The 20,693-nt window shown below is 69.8% G+C and carries 18 protein-coding genes; 6 read left to right on the top strand and 12 right to left on the bottom strand.

The genetic code is table 11. The features are described 5' to 3' along the window. Positions 1 to 26 precede the first annotated feature (26 nt). The gene (locus ABZX61_RS00720) at positions 27 to 854 is read left to right on the top strand and encodes a CDP-alcohol phosphatidyltransferase family protein (protein WP_350731153.1); all 828 of its coding nucleotides are present in this window, start codon (positions 27 to 29) and stop codon (positions 852 to 854) included. Positions 855 to 874: 20 nt separating this feature from the next. Further along, positions 875 to 1,912 carry a sulfotransferase gene (locus ABZX61_RS00725; RefSeq protein ID WP_350731155.1) on the top strand — a complete coding sequence of 346 codons (1,038 nt, stop codon included), beginning with the start codon at positions 875 to 877 and terminating at the stop codon, positions 1,910 to 1,912. 8 nt (positions 1,913 to 1,920) lie between these two features. On the opposite strand, the gene ABZX61_RS00730 is transcribed toward ABZX61_RS00725, so the two are convergent. From ABZX61_RS00730 to ABZX61_RS00765, 8 genes are all read right to left on the bottom strand, one after another. Then, a complete protein-coding gene (locus ABZX61_RS00730; RefSeq protein ID WP_355190375.1) occupies positions 1,921 to 2,985 on the bottom strand; it encodes a glycosyltransferase in 1,065 nt (354 codons plus the stop codon). Beyond that, the gene (locus ABZX61_RS00735) at positions 2,982 to 5,612 is read right to left on the bottom strand and encodes a CDP-glycerol glycerophosphotransferase family protein (protein ID WP_355190377.1); all 2,631 of its coding nucleotides are present in this window, start codon (positions 5,610 to 5,612) and stop codon (positions 2,982 to 2,984) included. Before ABZX61_RS00735 ends, ABZX61_RS00730 begins: the two co-directional genes overlap by 4 nt. 109 nt (positions 5,613 to 5,721) lie before the next feature. Continuing rightward, positions 5,722 to 6,417: an SRPBCC family protein gene (locus ABZX61_RS00740; RefSeq protein ID WP_355190379.1), complete on the bottom strand. Its 696-nt coding sequence runs from the start codon at positions 6,415 to 6,417 to the stop codon at positions 5,722 to 5,724. An 83-nt stretch (positions 6,418 to 6,500) separates the two neighbouring features. Continuing rightward, a complete protein-coding gene (locus tag ABZX61_RS00745; RefSeq protein WP_355190381.1) occupies positions 6,501 to 7,355 on the bottom strand; it encodes a xanthine dehydrogenase family protein subunit M in 855 nt (284 codons plus the stop codon). Further along, positions 7,352 to 9,700: a xanthine dehydrogenase family protein molybdopterin-binding subunit gene (locus ABZX61_RS00750; protein ID WP_355190383.1), complete on the bottom strand. Its 2,349-nt coding sequence runs from the start codon at positions 9,698 to 9,700 to the stop codon at positions 7,352 to 7,354. The genes ABZX61_RS00745 and ABZX61_RS00750 overlap by 4 nt, the downstream gene beginning before the upstream one ends. Continuing rightward, entirely contained in the window at positions 9,697 to 10,179 is a 483-nt protein-coding gene (locus tag ABZX61_RS00755; RefSeq protein ID WP_350731167.1) for a (2Fe-2S)-binding protein, read from the bottom strand. Before ABZX61_RS00755 ends, ABZX61_RS00750 begins: the two co-directional genes overlap by 4 nt. A 71-nt stretch (positions 10,180 to 10,250) precedes the next feature. Further along, positions 10,251 to 10,454: a hypothetical protein gene (locus ABZX61_RS00760; RefSeq protein WP_350731169.1), complete on the bottom strand. Its 204-nt coding sequence runs from the start codon at positions 10,452 to 10,454 to the stop codon at positions 10,251 to 10,253. Then, positions 10,444 to 12,048 carry a PspC domain-containing protein gene (locus tag ABZX61_RS00765; RefSeq protein WP_355190385.1) on the bottom strand — a complete coding sequence of 535 codons (1,605 nt, stop codon included), beginning with the start codon at positions 12,046 to 12,048 and terminating at the stop codon, positions 10,444 to 10,446. The genes ABZX61_RS00760 and ABZX61_RS00765 overlap by 11 nt, the downstream gene beginning before the upstream one ends. Positions 12,049 to 12,161: 113 nt before the next feature. Here ABZX61_RS00765 and ABZX61_RS00770 point away from each other — a divergent pair, with 113 nt between their 5' ends. From ABZX61_RS00770 to ABZX61_RS00780, 3 genes are all read left to right on the top strand, one after another. Beyond that, positions 12,162 to 13,370 carry a PspC domain-containing protein gene (locus tag ABZX61_RS00770; protein WP_355190387.1) on the top strand — a complete coding sequence of 403 codons (1,209 nt, stop codon included), beginning with the start codon at positions 12,162 to 12,164 and terminating at the stop codon, positions 13,368 to 13,370. Continuing rightward, a complete protein-coding gene (locus ABZX61_RS00775; protein ID WP_185070757.1) occupies positions 13,367 to 13,999 on the top strand; it encodes a response regulator transcription factor in 633 nt (210 codons plus the stop codon). The genes ABZX61_RS00770 and ABZX61_RS00775 overlap by 4 nt, the downstream gene beginning before the upstream one ends. A 714-nt stretch (positions 14,000 to 14,713) precedes the next feature. Continuing rightward, positions 14,714 to 15,688, top strand: coding sequence for a L,D-transpeptidase (locus ABZX61_RS00780; protein WP_355190390.1), 975 nt, complete (start codon positions 14,714 to 14,716; stop codon positions 15,686 to 15,688). A gap of 69 nt (positions 15,689 to 15,757) precedes the next feature. On the opposite strand, the gene pcrA is transcribed toward ABZX61_RS00780, so the two are convergent. After that, the gene (gene pcrA / locus ABZX61_RS00785) at positions 15,758 to 17,977 is read right to left on the bottom strand and encodes a DNA helicase PcrA (protein ID WP_355191441.1); all 2,220 of its coding nucleotides are present in this window, start codon (positions 17,975 to 17,977) and stop codon (positions 15,758 to 15,760) included. 125 nt (positions 17,978 to 18,102) lie between these two features. Here pcrA and ABZX61_RS00790 point away from each other — a divergent pair, with 125 nt between their 5' ends. Further along, a complete protein-coding gene (locus ABZX61_RS00790) occupies positions 18,103 to 18,822 on the top strand; it encodes a PIG-L deacetylase family protein (RefSeq protein ID WP_350731177.1) in 720 nt (239 codons plus the stop codon). Positions 18,823 to 18,828: 6 nt separating this feature from the next. Here the strand turns inward: ABZX61_RS00790 and ABZX61_RS00795 are convergent, their stop codons facing one another. From ABZX61_RS00795 to ABZX61_RS00805, 3 genes are all read right to left on the bottom strand, one after another. Then, complete coding sequence (locus tag ABZX61_RS00795) at positions 18,829 to 19,257, bottom strand: PIN domain nuclease (RefSeq protein WP_355190392.1); 429 nt, start codon at positions 19,255 to 19,257, stop codon at positions 18,829 to 18,831. Next, positions 19,239 to 19,463 carry a type II toxin-antitoxin system VapB family antitoxin gene (locus tag ABZX61_RS00800; RefSeq protein WP_355190394.1) on the bottom strand — a complete coding sequence of 75 codons (225 nt, stop codon included), beginning with the start codon at positions 19,461 to 19,463 and terminating at the stop codon, positions 19,239 to 19,241. Before ABZX61_RS00800 ends, ABZX61_RS00795 begins: the two co-directional genes overlap by 19 nt. Before the next feature lie 220 nt (positions 19,464 to 19,683). Continuing rightward, complete coding sequence (locus ABZX61_RS00805) at positions 19,684 to 20,367, bottom strand: CPBP family intramembrane glutamic endopeptidase (RefSeq protein ID WP_355190396.1); 684 nt, start codon at positions 20,365 to 20,367, stop codon at positions 19,684 to 19,686. Between the last annotated feature and the right edge of the window lie 326 nt (positions 20,368 to 20,693).

Below are 20,693 nucleotides of genomic sequence, written 5' to 3' on the forward strand. Positions count from 1 at the left end.
CGCGTCGCGTGGTCATGCTGGAGTCCATGAGGACCTATTCGCTCGATGACGTCTTCGAGACACGCAAGCGGAGAGATTCCTGGTGGACCGTTTACTTCGTGGACCCGGTCGCCTGCCGGGTCGCCCTTCCCATCGCCAACCACACCCAGCTGACGCCCAACGGCCTCACCGTGCTTTCGCTGGTCCTCGGTGCGGTGTCGGCCACCTGTTTCGCCCTGAACCACCACGTAGCGGGCGCCGTGGTTTTCTATCTCAGCTTCATGATCGACTGCGTGGACGGCAAAATCGCCCGGCTGAAGGGCACGGGCACGCCGTTCGGCCTCTGGCTCGACTACGTGGGGGACCGGGTCAGGGTGGTCCTGTGTGCCGGGGGGCTGGCATACGGGCAGTACGCCCTCACCTCGGATGTGCGCTACGTCGTGCTCGGGGCGGCGGTGGCCGTACTGGACCTTTTCCGGTACGTCAACGCGCCGCAGATGAAGCGCGTCCGCGATGCCGTCAGGGAGGAGCGGGGGGAGCGCGAGCCTGAGCCCGAGTCCGAGGAGGACATCGACTCTCTCGAGCGGGTGGCTCTCGTCCCGAGGCCACGCCGGCCGCGCAGCTTCCCCAGGCGGTTCAACAGGTTCCTGGCCCGGCACCGGGTCCGCTCGCACCTGATCAGCGGCATCGAGTTTCACGCCGCGGTGTTCGTGGTCGCGCCCCTTGCGGGGGCATGGGCGCTGATCCCGCTCGCCGCGGTGGCCGGGGCGCTGCTGCTGGTCAACGAGGTCTTCCTTGTCTACCGGTTGTGGCGCTTCACGCGCAGGCACGGTGTGCCCTCCTCTCAGGAGAGCCGAGAGCACGTTCTCGTCTAGTTTTCGGGGGTTACTACGAAATGTCCGACCGGCCAGTCTTCGTCATTGGATGTCCGCGGTCCGGCACCACGATGCTCCAGCTCATGCTCCACTCGCACCCCCGCATGGCGGTGCCGCCGGAGACGCGATTCCTCATTCCCGCCTACTACCGCCGCCGGACGTGGGGCGACCTGCGGATCGTCTCCCGCCGCCGCGCGCTGGCGCAGTGGATCGCGACCGACCGCAGCACGAAGTTCCGCGAGCTCAAGATCGACAAAGACGACTTCGTCAGGCAGGCAGTGGAGGGGCCCGGCTCGCTGGGATCGGTGATCGGGACGGCCTTCCGCATGTACGCCGACCGGTTCGACAAGGTCCGCTGGGGCGACAAGCGGCCCAGCTACGTCAAGCAGGTCGACCTGCTGCTCAGGCTCTTCCCCGACGCCCAGTTCATCCACCTCATCAGGGACGGCCGCGACTGCGTGGCCTCGCTGAAGGAGATGCCCTGGTACACGCTGGACTCCTTCCACGCGGTCGCCACCTGGGCCGAGGCCATCGACGCGGGCGGCCGGCTCAAGCGCACGCTGGGCGAGGACACGTACTACGAGCTGCGATACGAGGACCTCACCGACGACCCGATGACCGAGCTGAAGAAGCTCTGCCACTTCCTCGACGAGGAGTTCTCGGCCTCGATGATCTCCCCGCGCGAGGCGGCCAGCGTGGCGGTGCCCCAGCACAAGGTCTGGCACAGCAACACGCACGGCGAGGTCATCCGCAGCCGCGTCGGGAGCTGGGCGAACCGGCTGGACGACTGGGAGATCGCGCTGTGCGAGCACATGCTCGGCGACCGCCTGGAGTCCATGGGGTACGAGCTGACCGGCGCGCCCAAGCCGGCCAAGGAGCACGTGACGGCCTGCCAGAAGACCATGCAGAAGCGCAAGGCCAGCCGGATGCGCAAGCAGATGCGCGACCGGTTCAACCGGCTGCGCGAGCCGAGCCCCGTGGGCGCGATGCTCACCGCGCGCCAGCGCTCCCTGGCGGGCGTGCCTCAGCACCGTACGGAGCTGGCCGAGCCGGTCTGAAGCGCCGTCTAGCGCCGGATGTGGGCGAACAGCCGCTCCCAGCCGTCGAGCACGTGGTCGAGGCGGAACGCCTCGGCCCGTGCGCGGGCGTCGGCCCCCAGCCGCCGCCGCTCCTCCCAGGAGGCGACCAGCCCGCCCAGCGCGGTCGCGAACGCGTCCACGTCCCCCGGCGGCACCAGCAGGGACCCGGCGGAGCGCACGCCGCCCGACACGTCGAACGCCACCGACGGCACCCCGTGCGCGGCCGACTCCAGCAGCACGACGGGCAGCCCCTCGTGCCCGCTGGTCAGGCCCAGGACGGAGGCGTTCAGGTATTCGGCGGGCATCCGGTCACTCGGCACCAGCCCCTTGAAGACCACGCGGTCGCCGACACCCTCCCCGTGCGCGTGCTCGCGCAGCCGGTCCAGCTCGGTGCCGTCGCCGATCAGGTGCAGCTCCCACGGGGGCGGCGCGCCCGAGCGGGCGAACGCGCTGATCAGCCGGTCGAACCGCTTGACCCCTTCCAACCGGCCCACGCCGAGGACGCGGGGCGCGTCGAGCGCGGAGAGCTCCTCCGGCCAGTGGGCCAGGGGGTTCGGCAGGGCCCAGGCGTTGGGCAGCAGCGCGTGCTCGGAGAACAGCCGGGCGTCGTCCTCGCTGAGGAAGACCGCCTGGTCGAGGCCGGGGTAGTGCCGTTTGATGGAGCCGAGGTGCCAGCAGCCGCGGGCGTGGTCGTACGAGCCGTGATACTGCCCGATCGGCCGGAACGCCGCGGGCAGCAGCCTCGACACCCGGGCCACCGCGGCCGGCGAGGTCATCACGGCGTAGCCGGGCCGGATCTTCCCGAGCAGCTCCTTCAGCCGCCGGCCGGCTCTCCTGCGGGCCAGGAGGCCCTGCGACTCCGTCGGCCGCCGGCTGATCACGTGGTGGTGGTAGAGCGGGCGGTCCACGTACCGGAACGGCGCCGCCGCCCGGTGCAGCCCGATCACGTGCACCTCGTGGCCGCGCCCGGCCAGCCCCTGGGCGAGGGTGTGCGTCACCCGCTGGACGCCGCCGAGCGTGTCGGCGTCCAGGCAGGCGAAGACGACGCTCATCGCGCACCTTCGAAGAAGTCGTCCACGATCCTGGCGGCCGCGTCGCCCCGCTCGTCGGCGCACCACAGGTCGCGGAAGGCCGCGTACCGGCCGGCGTAGGCGTTGTGCAGGTCGGGCAGCCGCCTGAGCGCGTCCACCAGCTCGGCGGTGGTCGACACGCACGGGCCCGGCGCGATGGCGGGCAGGTCGTGGTACACCCCGCGCTCGGCCAGCCGGTAGTCGTCCCAGTCGTCGATGTAGAACAGCATCGGCTTGCCGGTGAGCGCGTAGTCGCACATCACCGAGGAGTAGTCCGTCAGCAACGCGTCCGAGGCCAGCATCAGGTCGTTGATCTCGGGGTACGACCCGGCGGACCGGACGAAGTGCTTGAGGTGCTCGGGCGGGCTGTAGCGCTCGACCGGGTGCGTACGCAGGATCAGCACCCACTCGCGGGCCAGCTCGTCGGCCAGCAGCTCCAGATCCACCCGTACGGACTGGCCGCTGCCTTTGACGCTATCCCTGTACGTAGGCGCATAAAGCAGGATTTTTCGGCCGGGTGGGATCTCCAGCCGCTCCAGCACGTCACCGGCCGGCTCGGCCCGTACCAGCGCGTCGCACCGCGGCGTCCCGCACCGGTAGACCTTCCCCGCATAGCCGTTGGACGGCAGGAACACCCGCGAGAACTCGGCGCTCGGCGAGACCAGCGCGTCCCACCGCGCGACCGCGGCCCGCCACTGCGCCCGCGGCCCGTCGAAGTCGGTACGCAGGTCGGGCGCGTCGAACCCGATCGACTTGATCCCCTGCCCATGCCAGGTCTGCAGGTAGCGGGTGCCGTGCGGCTTCGGGTAGTCCAGCGGGAACCCGTGGCTGTCCACCCAGATCCCGGCCCTGGCCATCGTCCAGACGTAGGCCCAGCTCCCGCGCCGGACGAGCCGCGCGTCGGCCGGGAAGTTCCGGCGCCCCTTGGCCACCGACCAGACCACGTCGATCGGCAGGTCGCGGCGGCGCAGCTCCTCGTAGATGGCCCGGGGGCTGCCGCTGTAGCCCTTGCCGACGTCGGACTCGAACAGGGCGAGGTTCTGCCGAGGCGGCACCACCTTGATGAGCAGCTTGTAGGCCCGCAGCTTGTTCGCCGGCGTGTTGAGCCGGCTCATCAGCGCCTGCTTGACCCGCCGCAGCGCCGAGCGGGTGACGGAGTCGGGGCGCACGCACAGGTACGCGGCACACCCCTCGGCCTTCACCGTGCACCCCGGCAGCTCGACGGGCCGCAGCCGCGGGTCGGCGAGGATGCGGTCGGCCGTGGTGTGCCCGTCGGAGGTCCTGGTGAAGACGATGCGCGGCTCGCACCTGCCCGTGGGCCTGCAGACGACGTCGGTGACGTAGCCTCCACCGCCGGACGGCTGCGGCTTTATCGGGATTTTTAGGGATCCGAGCTCCAGGACCGCCGTCCAGTCCAGCGGCAGCGCCCCGAACGGGTCGTACGTGCGCACGGTCATCCGCACCCGCTCGCCGTCCGAGAGCATCTCCGTCAGCTCGTGCCGCAGCCTGGACTCGGAGAAGGGCAGCTCGGCCAGCCGCAACTTCGTGATGTCCATGCCGGGCGAGACCGTCGTCCCCCAGTACGTGCGCCCGTTCAGCCGCACTGCCGACCGCGGGGCGGCCCTCGGCCCGGTGAGCGAGGCCGCGGCCACCCGCAGGTCCTCGGTTCGGTCGTCGAGGATGAGCTGGCAGCAGACCCGGTCCAGCGGCTCCAGCTCCTCCAGCACCCAGCGGGGCATCTCCTCCATGTACGGCCGGACCACCGCGGCGAACTCCTTGACCCACACCGGCTCCCGCGCCGGCAGCGGGTTGAGGTAGACCCGCAGGTCCTGGCGCACGAACCGGCGCTGCCGCTGGGGCACCAGGTCCCCGGCCCCGTGGGCGCGCAGGACGTCGTCGCTCAGCCGGGCCGCGATGACCCGCTGCCGCACGTTCTCCAGGTCGTCGACGCTCAGCGAGATCGAGTCGTTCGTCGCCGCCCGGTGCCAGAGGTAGACCGTCCACGGCACGATCGCGAACCTGCGCGAGACCGCGTACAGCCCGGTCGAGAAGACGTGGTCCTCGTAGTGGATGTCCTCGGGGAAGCGCAGCGCGTGGTCCCGCAGCCAGCCCACGTTGTAGAGCTTGTTCGTGCTGAAGCAGTCGAGGAACAGGTCGGGTTCCTGGCGGATCCCCTCCACCACCCTCCGCCTGGCGAACAGTTCGGGATAGTAGGGTCTCAGCCGCCCGTTCGACTCGAACAGCCGCGAGATCTGCCCCGACACGAAGTCGGCCCCGGTCCGCTCGATCTCGGTGAGCAGGCTCTTGCAGGCGTGCCTGGGCAGCTCGTCGTCGCTGTCGAGGAACATCACGTACGGCGCGGCCGCGGCGTCGAGCCCGTCGTTCCTGGGCGCGCCGCAGCCTCCGCTGTTGACCTGCCTGCGCAGGTAGAGCACCCGCGGATCGCCGTCCATGAGCCGGGCGGCCACCTCCGGCGTGCCGTCCGTGCTCGCGTCGTCCACGATGATCACTTCGAGGTCGCGCAGGGACTGCCCGAGCACGGATCGCACGGCCCTGGGCAGGCGGGCCGCGTCGTTGTAGGAGATCACGACCACGGTGCAGTCCGGCATCCCACGTCCCCCCGCTGGTTCGACCACCTGCGGAAATGGGACTTCCCTCAGCTCGGGCGAAGTGTCCGGACTTGATGGAGTATTTGCTGAAAATCAGCCCTTTAGGCGATCAGCGCCGCAGCCGGCGGATCACCCACACGATGACCAGCAGCGCCGCGAGCGCGCCCGCGACGGGCGCCAGGCGCTTCAGCAGCGGCTGCCCGGCGATCTCCAGCAGGTCCAGCGCCTCCTCGTCGGCCGTGCGCGACGTGCGGGTCGTGCCCGCGGGCCGCGACTCCGGCTCGGGCGGCGTCGGCACCGCGGTCAGGTGCCGCTCCTCCTCCGGGCCCGGCGCGGCGGCGACCAGCTCCACCGTGGGCTCGGACAGCAGCTCGGCCAGGTTGGCCGCGAACTTCTCGATGAGCTTGCCGCCGACCTCGGCCATCACGCCGCGCCCGAACTGGGCGGGCCGGCCGGTCACGTTGAACGACGTCTCCACGGTCACCTGCGTGGCCTCGTCAACCGGCGCCAACCGCGCCTTGACCGTGGCCGAGGCCGTGCCGGAGCCCCGGGCCTCCTTGCCGGACGCCCGGATGGTGAGCGTGTAGGAGTCCTTGTCGACGTCCTCGAACCTGGCCGAGCCCTTGTAGGTCACCACGATCGGGCCGACCTTGACCTTCATCCTGCCGGTGAACTCGTCACCCTCGAAGATGTCCAGCGTCGCCCCCGGCAGGCACGGCGCGACCCGCTCGACGTCGAGCAGCACCGCCCACGCCTGCTCGATCGGAACTGGAACAGTGAATTCGTGCTCAAACCGCATCGCCATCGATCCGCTCCTTTTCCCGCTGGTTGCGACACTACGTCGGGGTGGGGGCGCCCCGGAAGAGGCGCCCCCTCGGACCTCGGTGGTCAGGGCGATCCGGCCGCCGTGCGTACCGCGCGGTGGGTCAGGACCCTGGCCAGATGCCGCCGGTAGTCCGGCTGCGCGTGCAGGTCGGACGGCGGCGAGGTGCCGGCCGCCGCCTCCGCGCACGCCTCGCGCACCTGGTCGCCCAGCTCCACGCCCTCCAGGGCGGACTCGGCGGCGTGGGCGCGCAGCGGCGTCGAACCCATGTTCGTCAGCCCGATCCTGGCCTCGGCGATCGACCCGTTGGAGCGCCTGACGGCGGCGGCCACGCCGACGATCGCCCACGCCTGGGCGGTCCGGTGAAACTTCTCGTAGTGGAAGCCCCAGCCCGCGCCCAGTTTCGGGACCTTCACCCCGACCAGGATCTCGCCGGGATTCAGCGCCGACTCCCAGTAGTCGACGAAGAACTCGGCGGCCGGGATCTCCCGCTCACCCTCCTGCGACCAGGCCACGAACACGCCGTCCAGCGCCAGCACCACGGCCGGCAGGTCGCCCGCCGGGTCCGCGTGGGCCAGCGAGCCGCCGAACGTGCCGCGGTGCCTGATCGCCGGATCCGCCACCTGGGCGGTGGCCAGCGCGACCAGCGGGCAGTCGGCCCGGACGACGCCGGAGTGCAGGATCTCGTCGTGCGTGGTCATCGCGCCGATGAAGACGTGGTCGCCGCGGTCGTGCACGCCCTTCAGTTCGGGCAGCCGGCCGACGTCGACCAGCTTCGACGGGTACGCCATCCGCAGCCGCATCAGCGGCAGCAGCGACTGCCCGCCCGCCAGGACCTTCGCGTCCTCGTCGGAGGCGAGCTCCTGGCAGGCCTCCGCCAGCGAACCCGGCCGCACGTAGTCGAACTGCGCGGGGATCATCGCCGCACTCCTTCCATGGCACGCCATACGCGTTCGGGCGTGCACGGCATCTGCACGTCGTGGATGCCGCTCGGGCGCAGGGCGTCCACGATGGCGTTCACGACGGCCGGGGTCGAGGCGATCGTGCCCGCCTCGCCCACGCCCTTGACGCCCAGCGGGTTGCTGGTCGCCGGGGACTCGGTCCGGTCGAGCTGGAACGCCGGCAGGTCCGCCGCCGACGGCAGCAGGTAGTCGGCCATCGTCGTGGTCAGCAGGTTGCCCTCGGCGTCGTAGACGGCCTCCTCGAACAGCGCCTGCGCGATGCCCTGCGCGATGCCGCCGTGCACCTGGCCCTCGACGATCAGCGGGTTGACGACCTTGCCGACGTCGTCGACCGCCACGTACGAGCGGATCTTCACCATGCCCGTCTCGGTGTCCACCTCCACCGCGCACAGGTGGGTGCCGTGCGGGAAGGAGTAGTTCTCCGGGTCGAACGTGGCGTCGGAGTCGAGCCGCGCCTCCACGCCGTCCGGCAGGTCGTGCGCCGTGAACGCGGCGTAGGCCAGCTCCTGGATCGTCTTCTGCGCGTCCGTGCCCCGCACCTTGAACGCCCCGCCCGCGTACTCCAGGTCCTCGGGCGAGCACTCGAGCACGTGCGCGGCGAGCTTGCGGGCCTTGTCCTTGACCTTCTCGCACGCCTTCAGCACGGCGATGCCGCCGACGACGAGCGAGCGCGAGCCGTAGGTGTCCATGCCCTTGTGCGCGATGGCCGTGTCGCCGTGCAGCACCGTGACGTCGTCGAACGGCACGCCGAGCGCGTCCGCCGCTATCTGGCTCCACGACGTCACGTGGCCCTGCCCGTGCGGCGAGGTGCCGGTGATGACCTCGACCTTGCCCGTGGGCAGCATGCGCACCGAGCCGTGCTCCCAGCCGCCGGCGCCGTAGTTCGCCTCGCCGAGCATCCTGGACGGGGCCAGGCCGCACATCTCCGTGTACGTGCTGACGCCGATGCCGAGCTGCACCGGGTCGCCCCGGTCACGCCGGTCGGCCTGCTCCGCGCGCAGCTTGTCGTAGCCGAACAGGGCCAGCGCCTTGTCCGTGGCCGCCTCGTAGTTGCCCGAGTCGTACGTCAGGCCGGAAATGGTGGTGTACGGGAACTCGTCGTGTTTGATCCAGTTGCGCCTGCGCACCTCCACCGGGTCGATCTTCAGCTCGGCGGCCAGCTCGTCCATCATCCGCTCGATGCCGAACGTGGCCTCGGGCCGCCCCGCGCCCCGGTAGGCGTCCGTGGGCATCTTGGTGGTGAACACGCCCGTGCAGCCGAACTCGTACGCGTCCATCTTGTAGATCGCGTTGAACATCGACGCGCCGAGCAGCGGGATGCCCGGCGTGACCAGCATCAGGTACGCGCCCATGTCGGCCAGCAGGTCGACCTGCAGCCCGCGGATGCGCCCGTCGGCCTCGGCGGCCAGCCGGATGTGCTGGATCTGGTCGCGGCCGTGGTGCACGGTCAGGTTGCCCTCGGAACGGGACTCGGTCCACTTGACCGGCCTGCCGAGCTTGCGGGCCAGCAGCAGGCAGAGCACCTCCTCCGCGGTGACCTGTAGCTTCGAGCCGAACCCGCCGCCCACGTCGGGGGCGATCACGCGGAGCTTGTGCTCGGGGATGCCGGTCACGACGGCCAGCATGACCCGCAGGACGTGGGGGATCTGCGTGGACGACCAGATCGTGAACGCGTCGCCGTCGGTGTCGGCCATGACCGCCCGCGGCTCCATCGCGCTCGGGATGAGCCGCTGCTGGATGTACGTCCGGTCGATGACGACGGGGGCGTCCCTGAACGCGGCCTCGAGGTCCCCGGAGTTGATCTTGACGCTGAACGCCTTGTTGCCGGCCTCGTGCACCTTCGGGCTGGCGTCCGTCAGCGCCTCGTTCATGTCGAGGACCGCGGGCAACGGCTCGTACTCGACGTCGATGGCCTCGAGCGCGTCGGCGGCGCGGTAGCGGTCGGTCGCGATCACGCAGGCCACGGCCTCGCCGACGTACCTGACCTCGGACACCGCCATCGGCGGGTGGTCGGGGATGACGACGTCGTCGCTCACCGGCCACGCGCACGGCAGGCTGCCCTGCTCGGCGGCGAAGTCCTGGCCGCTGAAGGCCGCCACGACCCCGGGCAGCTCGCGCGCCCCCGACACGTCCACCCTGGTGATCCGGGCATGAGCCATCGGGCTGCGCAGGAACATCACCTGCAGCATGCCCGGCCGGACGAGGTTGTCCGTCCACTGCGTGCGCCCCGTCAGGAGCCTGGCGTCCTCTTTGCGCTTCCTCGGCCGGCCGATTTCCTGGCCGGCCTCCTGCTGGACGGTCATGGCGTGGTCACCGCCCGCCCCATCTCCTGCGCGCCCCGGCGGACGGCCTTGACGATGTTGCAGTAGCCGGTGCAGCGGCAGAGATTGCCTTCCAGGCCCTCCCTGATCGTCTCCTCCGACGGCTCGGGATCCTCCCTGAGCAGGTCTATCGCGGCCATGACCATGCCGGGCGTGCAGTAACCGCACTGCAGCGCGTGTTCTTCGTGGAAGGCCCGCTGCATCGGGTGCATCGACCCGTTGACGCCCAGGCCCTCGATCGTCAGGACCTCGCAGCCGTCGGCCTGCACGGCGAGCACGGAACAGCTCTTCACACTCTTGCCGTCGAGCATGACCGTGCAGGCGCCGCAGTTGCTGGTGTCACACCCGATGGGGGTGCCGGTCTTGCCGAGCCGCTCTCGTAGCAGATGTACGAGCAGGAGCCGCGGCTCCACGTCCTCCTCGTACTTGATCCCGTCGACGGTGACGGTGATTCGGGGCATACGTCCTCCCTCAGGAGCAGGGGATTGGCGGACACACCCGAAACTACGCCGGTGTCTTTCCCGGTCAAGGGTTACTTACCGCGAACCACCCTGGCGATGATCGCCACCAGCCCCGCGAACGCCAATCCCAGCACCAATACCCCGATCAGGACCAGCGGATCCGTGATCGCACGTGTCACTATGAGAATGCCCAGAACCACGAAGAGCACACCGCTGAGCAGCGCCATCCAGTCCGTGCGGTGCAGGCGTCGTGGCCGTTCGACGTCACGCGGCACGCCGCACCTCCATGTCCCCGAGCCCGCCCCGCAGGTTGAGGACGATGGTCGAGACCTTGCCGTCAGGCTTGACCTCGGGCTCGAGCACCTTGTCGTACCGCACGTCCACGCCGCCCCTGACCGAATGGTCGACCTTGACGTCGCCGACCTTGTTGGTGGCGTGCACCTCGATCCTGGCCGTCGGCGGCACGATCACCATCAGCTCGCCCAGCGTCACCGCGGCGTTGAACGTCACCTCGGTGCCCGGCTCCAGCTTCAGCTCCGACAGGTCCAGCCGCCCGTCGCCGACCCCGACGTCGTACAGCATGGTCGACTGGGTCACGCTGGTCGGCGCCCAGTCCGACTCGCCGATGTTCCGCGGGATGCCTCCGAGCACGAAGCCCAGGGCCACGATGACCGTCACGAGCGTCCCCGCGGCCACCAGTCCGGCCCCGCGTCCCCACCAGGCGGCGATGAGCAGCCCGGCGCCGATCGTGATGAGCACGGCGCCGCCGACGATGGTCGGGCTCACCCCGGCGGCCGACCTGGCTTGGACCGCCACGACGATCCCTCCAATGATGATTGCCAGCAGGATGGTGATGGCGCCGATGAACGACCTCGGGCGCGGCTTCCGCTCCCTCTTGGGGACCGGACGGCCGTACAGGGCGGGGTCGTACGGCGAGTAGCCTGCTGCCCGCTTGGCCGGGTCGAGCGGCTGGTAGGGGCCCTTCGGCGCGAACGGCTCGCCGTAAGGGGTGTAGTCGAGGCGGGTTCTGGGCTGCGACTGGTACGAGGGGACCCGGTGCTCGGCGGTGACCTTGGCATCCTCACCGGCGGGCGCGTCCTCACCGGCGGGTGCGGGCGGGGCGGGTGGCGCGGCCTCGTGCACCCGGGTCGGCGGCTCCGGCTCCCGTTCCTCGACGTCCTCCCGAGCCGTCTCCCGAACAGCTTCCTGCACCGGCTCCGGGACGACCGCCTCCTGCACCGGCTCGGGGACAGCGGGCTCCTTGACCGGCGGTGGCCCCGCCGCGGGCGTGGGCGTGGGCGGGGGTGTGGGCTGTCTCACCGGTGACGGTTCCGGGGAGGACCATACCGGCGACGGCTCCGCGGGGGGCGTGGGCCTGACCGGCGGGGCTTCGGGAGCGGCGGTCGCGTGCCGCTGCCTCCTGCTCAGCCGTTCGGGCATCGAGCGGGCCAGCCCCAGCAGGTCCACCCCGCTGGAGTGGGCGGCGAGCAGCGAGACTGCGAGCAGGACGGCCACCACCAGGGTGCCGACGTCGAGCCACACCGTCGCCAGGTTGAGCGCCAGGCCGAACGCCAGCACCGCCGTCATCAACGCCATCACGGCTTCGGCGTCGAAGTCGCGGCGCGTCCACTGCTCGATGATCCCCGGCTTGCCGTTCGGCTCCTTCATCAGCAGGAACGCCGCGAGATAGAGGAACAGGCCGATGCCGGAGCCCAGCAGAAGCACGGCGAAGGCCACGCGGAACACCACGGGGTCGATGCCGGTGTGCCGCCCAAGACCGGAACAGACCCCCATGAGGAAGCGCCCCTCGTTGCTGCGTCGCAGCGACCGGGGCGGGGCGGCCGGTTCTTTGGGCGGAGCTTCTGTCATGTCACCATCGTGGACCTACGTGTGGTGTGCTCGCATCCGGGACACCCCTGACCCGACCCGGGGGTTGTTCCCTGATGCCCGAAGTGCCCCCGACATGTGACTATGGCGATGTTATGGCTGACCAGAAGACTCTCGCCGAGCCGACCGGCGACGCGCCTTATCGGCGCTTGATGCGCCCCATGGAGGGCCGCCTGCTGGGCGGCGTCGCCCAGGGCCTCGCGACGCAGCTCTCGCTCGATCCCGTGGTGATCAGGCTGATGTTCGTGCTGCTCAGCGTGGTCGACGGGGTCGGCATGGTGGCATACGCCGTGTTGTGGATGGTCACGCCCCGGCAACCGTACGAGGGGCAGCCGCCGCAGCGGGACTGGAGCCAGCTGGCCGCGTTCAGCGCGATCGGGGTGGCGCTGTTCGCGGCCAGCTGGCTCACGGGGGCGTCCAAGGGCGGGATCGGCATGCTTCCGTTCGCCGTGGGCGGGATCGGGGCGCTGATCCTCTGGCAGCAGGCCGACCCGGAGCGCCGTAAGAGCTGGGTGCAGGGCGCCACCACGAGCATCAGGAAGAACCGGGTTCGCACGCTGCTCGGCGTGGTGCTCGTGGTGATCGGCGCGGCGGGCTTCCTGTACGCGGAGGGCGAGCTGAACCAGGCCAAACCCGGCCTGCTGTTCACCGTCGTGGTGGTCGGCGGCCTGGCCGTCATCGCCGCGCCCTGGCTCGCCGGCCTGTGGAAAGAGCTGCAGCTGGAGCGGCGCGAGCGCATCAGGCAGGAGGAACGCGCCGAGGTGGCCGCCATGGTGCACGACTCGGTGCTGCACACGCTCACGCTCATCCAGCGCGTCGCCCACGATCCGCGCGAGGTCACCCGGCTGGCCCGCTCCCAGGAGCGCGACCTGCGCAACTGGCTCTACCAGCCCGCCCAGGACGCCGACGCCACCGTGGCGGCCGCCGTACGCAGGATCGCGGCGGAGGAGGAGGACGCCCACGGGGTGCCCATCGAGGTCGTCTGCGTGGGAGACATCGCCCTCGACCCGGCGGGTAAGCTGGCCGCCCAGCTCAAGGCGGCCCGGCAGGCGATGGTCAACGCGGCCAAATACTCTGAGAGTCCAGCTATTTCCGTCTATGCCGAAGTAGAGGGTGAAGAGGTCACGATTTTCGTGAAGGATCGTGGCAAGGGGTTCGACCTCGACGCGGTGCCACTCGACAGGATGGGCATTCGGGAGTCCATCATCGGGAGAATGGAACGCCACGGAGGCACGGCCCGGGTACGCACCTCCGTCGGTGAGGGCACGGAAGTGATGTTGACCATGAAGGTGGAGAAGGCATGACGCGCGTGTTGATCGTCGACGATCACCGGCTGTTCCGCTCCGGCGTACGCGCCGAACTGGGCGACTCGATCGAGGTGGTGGGCGAGGCCGAGGACGTCGAGACGGCCGTCAAGGCGATCGCCGAGCACCAGCCCGACGTGGTCCTGCTGGACGTGCACATGCCGGGCGGCGGGGGCCAGGAGGTGCTGCGCCGGGTCCTGGGCGCCGGCTCCCAGGTGCGTTTCCTCGCCCTGTCGGTCTCGGACGCCGCCGAGGACGTCATCGGCGTGATCCGGGGCGGGGCGCGGGGCTACGTGACCAAGAACATCAGCGGCAAGGAGCTGACGGACGCCATCCGCCGGGTGGCGGAGGGGGACGCGGTCTTCTCGCCGCGGCTGGCCGGGTTCGTCCTGGACGCCTTCGCCTCGTCGGAGGCGCCGTCCATCGATCCCGAGCTGGACTCCCTGACGCAGCGCGAGCGCGAGGTGCTGCGCTTGATCGCGCGGGGGTACGCGTACAAGGAGATCGCCAAGGAGCTCTTCATCTCCGTCAAGACCGTGGAAACCCACGTCTCGTCGGTCCTGCGCAAGCTCCAACTCTCCAACCGCCACGAACTCTCCCGCTGGGCCACCGCCCGCCGCCTCGTCTAACCCCCACACCTCCGCACCCCACCTGCCGCCCCACCCAACCCCCAACTTCCGCCACCCCCCACCAGGCCCACCCCTTCACGTCCTCCACCCCTCACGTCCTCCACACCCCTCACCGCGGCCCGCCTTACCGCGCACCGCGGCCCACCTCACCCCTCACCCCGGCCCGCTTCACCGCGGCCCGCCTCACCGCGCACCGCGGCCCGCCTCACCCCTCACCCCGGCCCGCTTCACCGCGGCCCGCTTCACCGTGCCCCGCCCTCCGCGGCCCGCTTCACCGCGCACCGTGGCCCGCCTCATAAGGCCACTCCCTTACCGCGGCCAGCCCTCACCCGGCTGGTCCCTCCCGTCGCTCCCACACCCGTCGCCGGCACATCACCGTCCACCAGCCCAGCGCCGTCCCGCCCTCGCGCCGCCCCCGCGCCCGCCGACGCACCCCGCATCGGCCACCGCCGTGCCAACTGCCCGCCCGTCTCGTGCACAGCACTGCACCTGGCCTCGCCCGTCCCGCGCTCTGCCGTGCTCCTACGCCCCCGGCACCCGGCACCCGGCACCCGGCACCCGGCACCGCGTCGAGCGCGGGTTCCCCGTGGGGAGGGGGTTCATCCGTGCCGGTTTGGAACGTTACGGGATAGTTATCGTTGGTACGCCCACAAAACTCCCGCCTCAGTTGTCACACATAAAGGAGAAAAAGCACATATCCCAGGAGTAGCCCCCTTGAATCGCGTCCCCCGGATGCTGCCGGTCCTGGTCGCATTGGCCGCCATGACGGCCTGTGCGGCGGAGAACGTCCCCGTTGCGCAAACGCAGCAAGCCTCGGTGGTCCGGGCCGCCGGCGCGGCGAGCGTCACGGCCCCGGATGAGCCGGACAAACCGGCAAAGAAGGTCAAGCTCGATATAGCCGACATCACCCCGATGGGGGAGGCGGCGGAGAAGGTAGGCGTCGGCTTCCCGATCATCGTCACGTTCGACCGCGACGTGAAGGACCGGGCGGCCGTGGAGGCGTTGCTGGAGGTGGAGGCGGAGAAGCCGGTCGACGGCGCCTGGCGCTGGGTGTCGGCGCGCAAGGTCATCTACCGGACGAAGACGTACTGGAAGCCTCACCAGAAGGTCCTCTTCACCGCCCGCCTGTCGCAGCTCCCCGGCAACACCGGTGCCAAGGACGTCTCCCGCCGCTTCGCCGTCGGCACGTCGCAGATCTCCGTGGTCAACACCCGTAACCACCAGATGAAGGTCTACCGCGACGGCAAGCTGACCAAGAAGATCCCGATCAGCGCAGGCAGGGGCGGGCTGATCAAGAACGGCGTGGACGTCTACCTCACCACCAGCGGTGTTCACCTCACCATGGGCAAGAAGGCCGTGGAGACCATGACCTCCTCCTGGATGGGCGTGACGGATCCCAAGGATCCGCGCTACTACAAGGAGGAGATCCCGTGGGCGGTCCGCATCTCCGACAGCGGTGAGTACGTCCACCAGAGCGCCGGCTACTACCAGTTCCTCGGCCGCTCCAACCAGAGCCACGGCTGCGTGCGGGCCACCCCCGCCGGAGCCAAGTGGTTCTACGGCATCGCCCAGCGCGGCGACGTCGTCAAGATCACCGGTACGAAGCGCAAACTGCAGTGGAACAACGGCTGGAGCTACTGGCAGCTGAACTGGACCCAGTGGAAGAAGGGCAGCGCCCTGAAGGGCTGACCCCGTAAAAGACATCAGGGCCGCCCTCCCAAGGCCAGGGAGGGCGGCCCTGCGGCCGTCAGGGGCCGGTCAGAGCTTGTCGATGGGCGCGTACGCCAGCAGCAGCGTCTTCTCCCCGCCGCTGCCGAAGTCGATCTTGACCTTGGTCTTCTCCGCCACCCCGTCCACGGACACCACCGTGCCCAGCCCGAACGCGTCATGCGTCACCCGGTCGCCGGGCGCCAGCGAAGGCACCTTCCGCCCGCCGGTCTTGGCGGGTGGGCGGGCGGCGGGCTCCTTGCGGGTGGCCGCGCTCCAGGCGGACTTCTCCGGATCCGTACGCCAGTCGATGAGCTGCCCCGGCACCTCGTTCACGAACCGCGAGGCCGGGTTGAACGCCGGCGCCCCCCAGGAGCTGCGCACGGCCGCCCGCGTGATGTAGAGCCGCTGCTGCGCCCTGGTGATCCCCACGTACGCCAGCCGCCGCTCCTCCTCCAGCTCCTTGGGCTCCCCGAGCGAGCGGATGTGCGGGAACACCCCGTCCTCCATGGCCGTCAGGAAGACGACGGGGAACTCCAGCCCCTTGGCGGTGTGCAGGGTCATCAGCGTGACGACCCCCTGCCCGCCGTCGGCCTCGGGGATTTGGTCGGCGTCGGCCACGAGCGACACCTGCTCCAGGAACTCCACCAGCGTCCCCTCCGGATTGGCCTCCTCGAACTCGGAGGCGACGGAGATGAGCTCGTTGAGGTTTTCCAGGCGCGACTCGTCCTGCGGGTCCTCCGACGCCTCCAGCTCGGCGCGGTAGCCGGTGGCCACCAGCACCTCCTCGGCCAGCGCCGACGGCGGCATGCCCTCGGCCTTGGCGATCAGCTCCTCGAGCATCGCGACGAACTCGCGTACGGCGTTGAGCGAGCGCGTGGCCATCCCGTACGCCTCGTCGGCCCTGCGCAGCGCGTCCCAGAACGGGATGCGCTCGCGTGACGACAGCGCCTCGACCATCGCCTCGGCGCGGTCGCCGATGCCGCGCTTGGGCACGTTGAGGATGCGGCGCAGCGAGACCACGTCGGCCGGGTTGGCCAGCACGCGCAGGTACGCCAGCAGGTCCTTGACCTCCTTGCGCTCGTAGAAGCGCACGCCCCCGACCACCTTGTACGGCAGCCCGGTGCGGATGAAGATCTCCTCGAACACACGGGAGGCCGCGTTGGTCCGGTAGAAGACGGCCACCTCGCCCGGCTTGACGTCTTCCTCGTCGCTGAGCCGGTCGACCTCCTGGGCCACGAACATGGCCTCGTCGTGCTCGTTGTCGGCGACATATCCCACGATCTTGGGCCCGTCGCCCTGGTCGGACCAGAGGTTCTTGGGCTTGCGCGACTCGTTGCGCGCGATGACCGCGTTGGCGGCGGCCAGGATGTTCTGGGTGGAGCGGTAGTTCTGCTCCAGCAGGATGGTGCGCGCGTCCGGATAGTCGCGCTCGAACTCCAGGATGTTGCGGATCGTCGCGCCGCGGAAGGCGTAGATGGACTGGTCGGCGTCGCCCACCACGCACAGCTCGGACATGTCGGAGCCCGTCCGGACCAGCTCGCCGTCGGTCGTGCGCAGCTCGGGATGCCCGACCAGCTCCCTGATCAGGATGTACTGGGCGTGGTTGGTGTCCTGGTATTCGTCGACCAGCACGTGCCTGAACCGCATCCGGTAGTGCTCGGCCACGTCGGGGAAGAGCTGGAACAACGTCACCGTGTTCATGATGATGTCGTCGAAGTCCATCGCGCCGGCCTCGGTCAGCTTGAGCTGATAGGCCTTGTACGCCTGCGCCAGCGTCTTCTCCAGGTGCGAGCCCGCCTTGTCGAGCGCGGTCTCGTAGTCGATCAGCTCGTTCTTGAAGTTGCTGACCTGGGCCGAGAAGGAGCGCGGCGGGTAACGCTTGGGATCGAGCTCCATCTCCCTGCAGACCATGGCCATGAGCCGCTGCGAGTCGGCCTGGTCGTAGATCGAGAAGCTCGACGGGAACCCCAGCCGCTTGGCCTCCCGCCGCAGGATGCGCATGCAGGCGCTGTGGAACGTCATCACCCACATCGCCCTGGACCGCGGGCCGACCAGCTTGTCGATGCGCTCCTTCATCTCGCGGGCAGCCTTGTTGGTGAAGGTGATCGCCAGGATCTCGCCCGGGTGCACCTCACGCTCGGCCAGCAGGTACGCGATGCGATGCGTGAGCACCCGCGTCTTCCCGGAGCCCGCCCCCGCCACGATGAGCAGCGGACTGCCATGATGGATCACGGCCTCGCGCTGCTGAGGGTTGAGGCCGTCGAGCAGAGGGTGGTCAACAGAGACTTGGGTCGGCACCTACCTAGGTTAAGACGCCCCACCGACAATCGGCGCCCGGAATGCCTTTGGCGGAGGGCCGGTTGTCTTTTCGTAGAACTTCAGAAAGGGGAGTCATGCTGCCGGAAGCCGAGATCAACCGGGTCCTCGTGGTGACCGCCCATCCGGACGACGTCGACTTCGGCGCGGCGGGGAGCGTGGCGCTGTTCGTCGACAAGGGCGTCGAGGTCACGTACCTGCTGGTCACGGATGGCGACGCAGGTGGCAACGAACGTACGTTGGACAACTCCGGCATGGCCGAGCTCCGCAGGACCGAACAGCGGGCCGCCGCCAAGGCGGTCGGCGTCACCGACGTGCGGTTCCTCGGCTACAAGGACGGGCTCGTGGTGCCCTCGATCGAGCTGAGGCGCGACATCTCCCGCGTGATCCGTCAGGTCAGGCCGGACCTGGTCATCACCCACCACCCCGATCGCAACTACCACAACGTCGCCCCCAGCCACCCCGACCACCGCGCGGTGGGCGGCTCCGCCCTGGACGCCGTCTACCCGGACGCCCGCAACCCCTACGCCTTCCCCGAACTGGTGCGGGAGGAGGGCCTGGAGGCCTGGACCGTACGTGAGGTCTGGCTGACGGGCGGCTCGACCCCCAACCACTGGGTGGACGTCACCGAGGCCATGGACCGCAAGCTCGCGGCCTTGCAGTCACATGTGAGCCAGGTCGCCCACGTGGAGGGCTTCGTCGACTTCGTCAAGACCCGCTTCGCCGCCTGGGCCGACCAGGCCGGCTTCGCCTCGGGCCACTACGCGGAGGCCTTCCAGGTCGTCCCCACGGGCTGACTCTCCCTAGGGCACCGACCCTGGGGACACGACCCAGAGCGAGGGCTGGCCGGTGACCTCGGAGATGACGTCGAAGTCCCGGTCGTAATGCAGGATCGTCGCCCCGTGCACCTCGGCACAGGCGGCGATCAGCAGGTCGTTGGGCCCGATGCCGCGGTGCTGCGAGCGCTCGACGAGCTGCTTCTGCACGTCCAGAGCCCGTATTTGCACCTCCTGGTCCATCGGGAGCTGGATGCATTGGCGCTGCGCATGCAGGATGCGCTGGTAGTGGGCGAAGTCGCGGGCGCTGTAGAGCACCTCCAGGTCGATGACGCTGCAGGTCGCCACGACTCGCGCCGCGTAGAGCGGGTAGAGGGCCTTGGCGATCACCTCGCTGGTGCGGATGCGCGCGAGGGCGCTCTTGTCGAGGAGATACATCAGTCCTGTAGTGGCCACGCATGCTTCATGACCTCCGGATCCAGCAGATCCGGGCTCCCCTCTGTGCGCCAGAACTCGAACGCCTCGACGGCGCTCGCCTTTTCCGCGTCCCTGTCGACGACCGCCTGAAGGGCCGTGTGAACCGTTTCCTTCATGGTCGGTGCTCCGAGCTTTCTCTGAGCCTGCTCCAGGAGCTCCTTGTCGATGTCGATTACCGTACGCATGCAACACCACCTCCGTGCCTCCATCGTATATCAGAACCCGTGATCTTGATATACGCATTTCCCGACCTCGGGACGCGCGCGCTGGAGACGTTAAAGCATCGAGGTGGGAGGTGCATGGAACGCTCCAATCAAAGGTGAAGGATCTTTCCCCTTCGGGTCAGGAATCCTCATCCTCGGCTGATCAAAGATCCACCGGAGTGCCGGAAATGCTCACGTTCCGTCACTTTCGCTTGGCGGCGAGGCGAGCGAAGAGATAGCCGAAGGAATTGGTGGCCAGGTGCAGCATGGCCGGGGTCAGGAGGCCGCCGCGGCGACGGAGCTCGCAGAACAGCACCCCGGCCGCCGCCGTGGACACCACGCTCCCCGCCACCACCCGTGCCGTGTCCAGACGGGCCGGGGAGTCGGCCGACGTCAGGGCGCCGAGGGCGGGGTTGGCGTGGGCCATGTCGATGGCCGGGAGGATGTGCCAGAGGCCGAACAGGGACGATGAGATCGCCGTGGCGGCCACCGTGCCGTGATCCTTGCGCAGCATCGCGTACAGGGCGCTCCGGAAACCCACCTCCTCCAGCAGGACCGTGCCCAGCGGGACCTGGAGCAGAGCCTCCTCCAGGACGCGGGCGCGCGAGAGCGACAGGGCACGCTCGTCGTGGAAGAGCTGCCTGGTGCGGGGGTTGGCGATGCCGACGGCGTAGACGGCCGCCACCGCCGCCGCCAGCGCGCCTCCCGCCACGGCGCCGCGCCGGCCGTGCTCGAACCCGAGCTCCTTCCACGACAGGCCGGACCTGCGTGCCGCCGCCACCAGGGCGGCGGTCGCGGCGGCCGAGGTCAGGGGGGCCAGGCGGGGGGCCACCTTGTTGTTCAGGAGGTTGGCTGCGGCGAGGATCGCGATCGAGCGGAGCAACACCCTTGCCAGGCTACGTCGCTCACCGCATCTTCGCTCACGCACTCCACCCACGCCGTCGGCTTCGCCCACGCTCACGCGCTTCGCCCACGCTCACGGGGTCGGCTTCGCTCACGGGGTCGGCTTCGCTCACGGGGTCGGCTTCGCCCACGCTCACGCGCTTCGCCCACGCTCACGGGGTCGGCTTCGCTCCCGGGGTCGGCTTCGCCCACGCTCACGCGCTCCGCTCACGCGCTTCGCCCACGCTCACGCGCTCCGCTCACGCGCTTCGCCCACGCTCACGCGCTCCGCTCACGCGCTTCGCCCACGCTCACGCGCTCCGCTCACGC

The sequence above is a fragment of the Nonomuraea sp. NPDC003709 genome, assembly GCF_040610775.1.
GTDB classification, from domain to species: Bacteria; Actinomycetota; Actinomycetes; order Streptosporangiales; family Streptosporangiaceae; genus Nonomuraea; species Nonomuraea angiospora_A.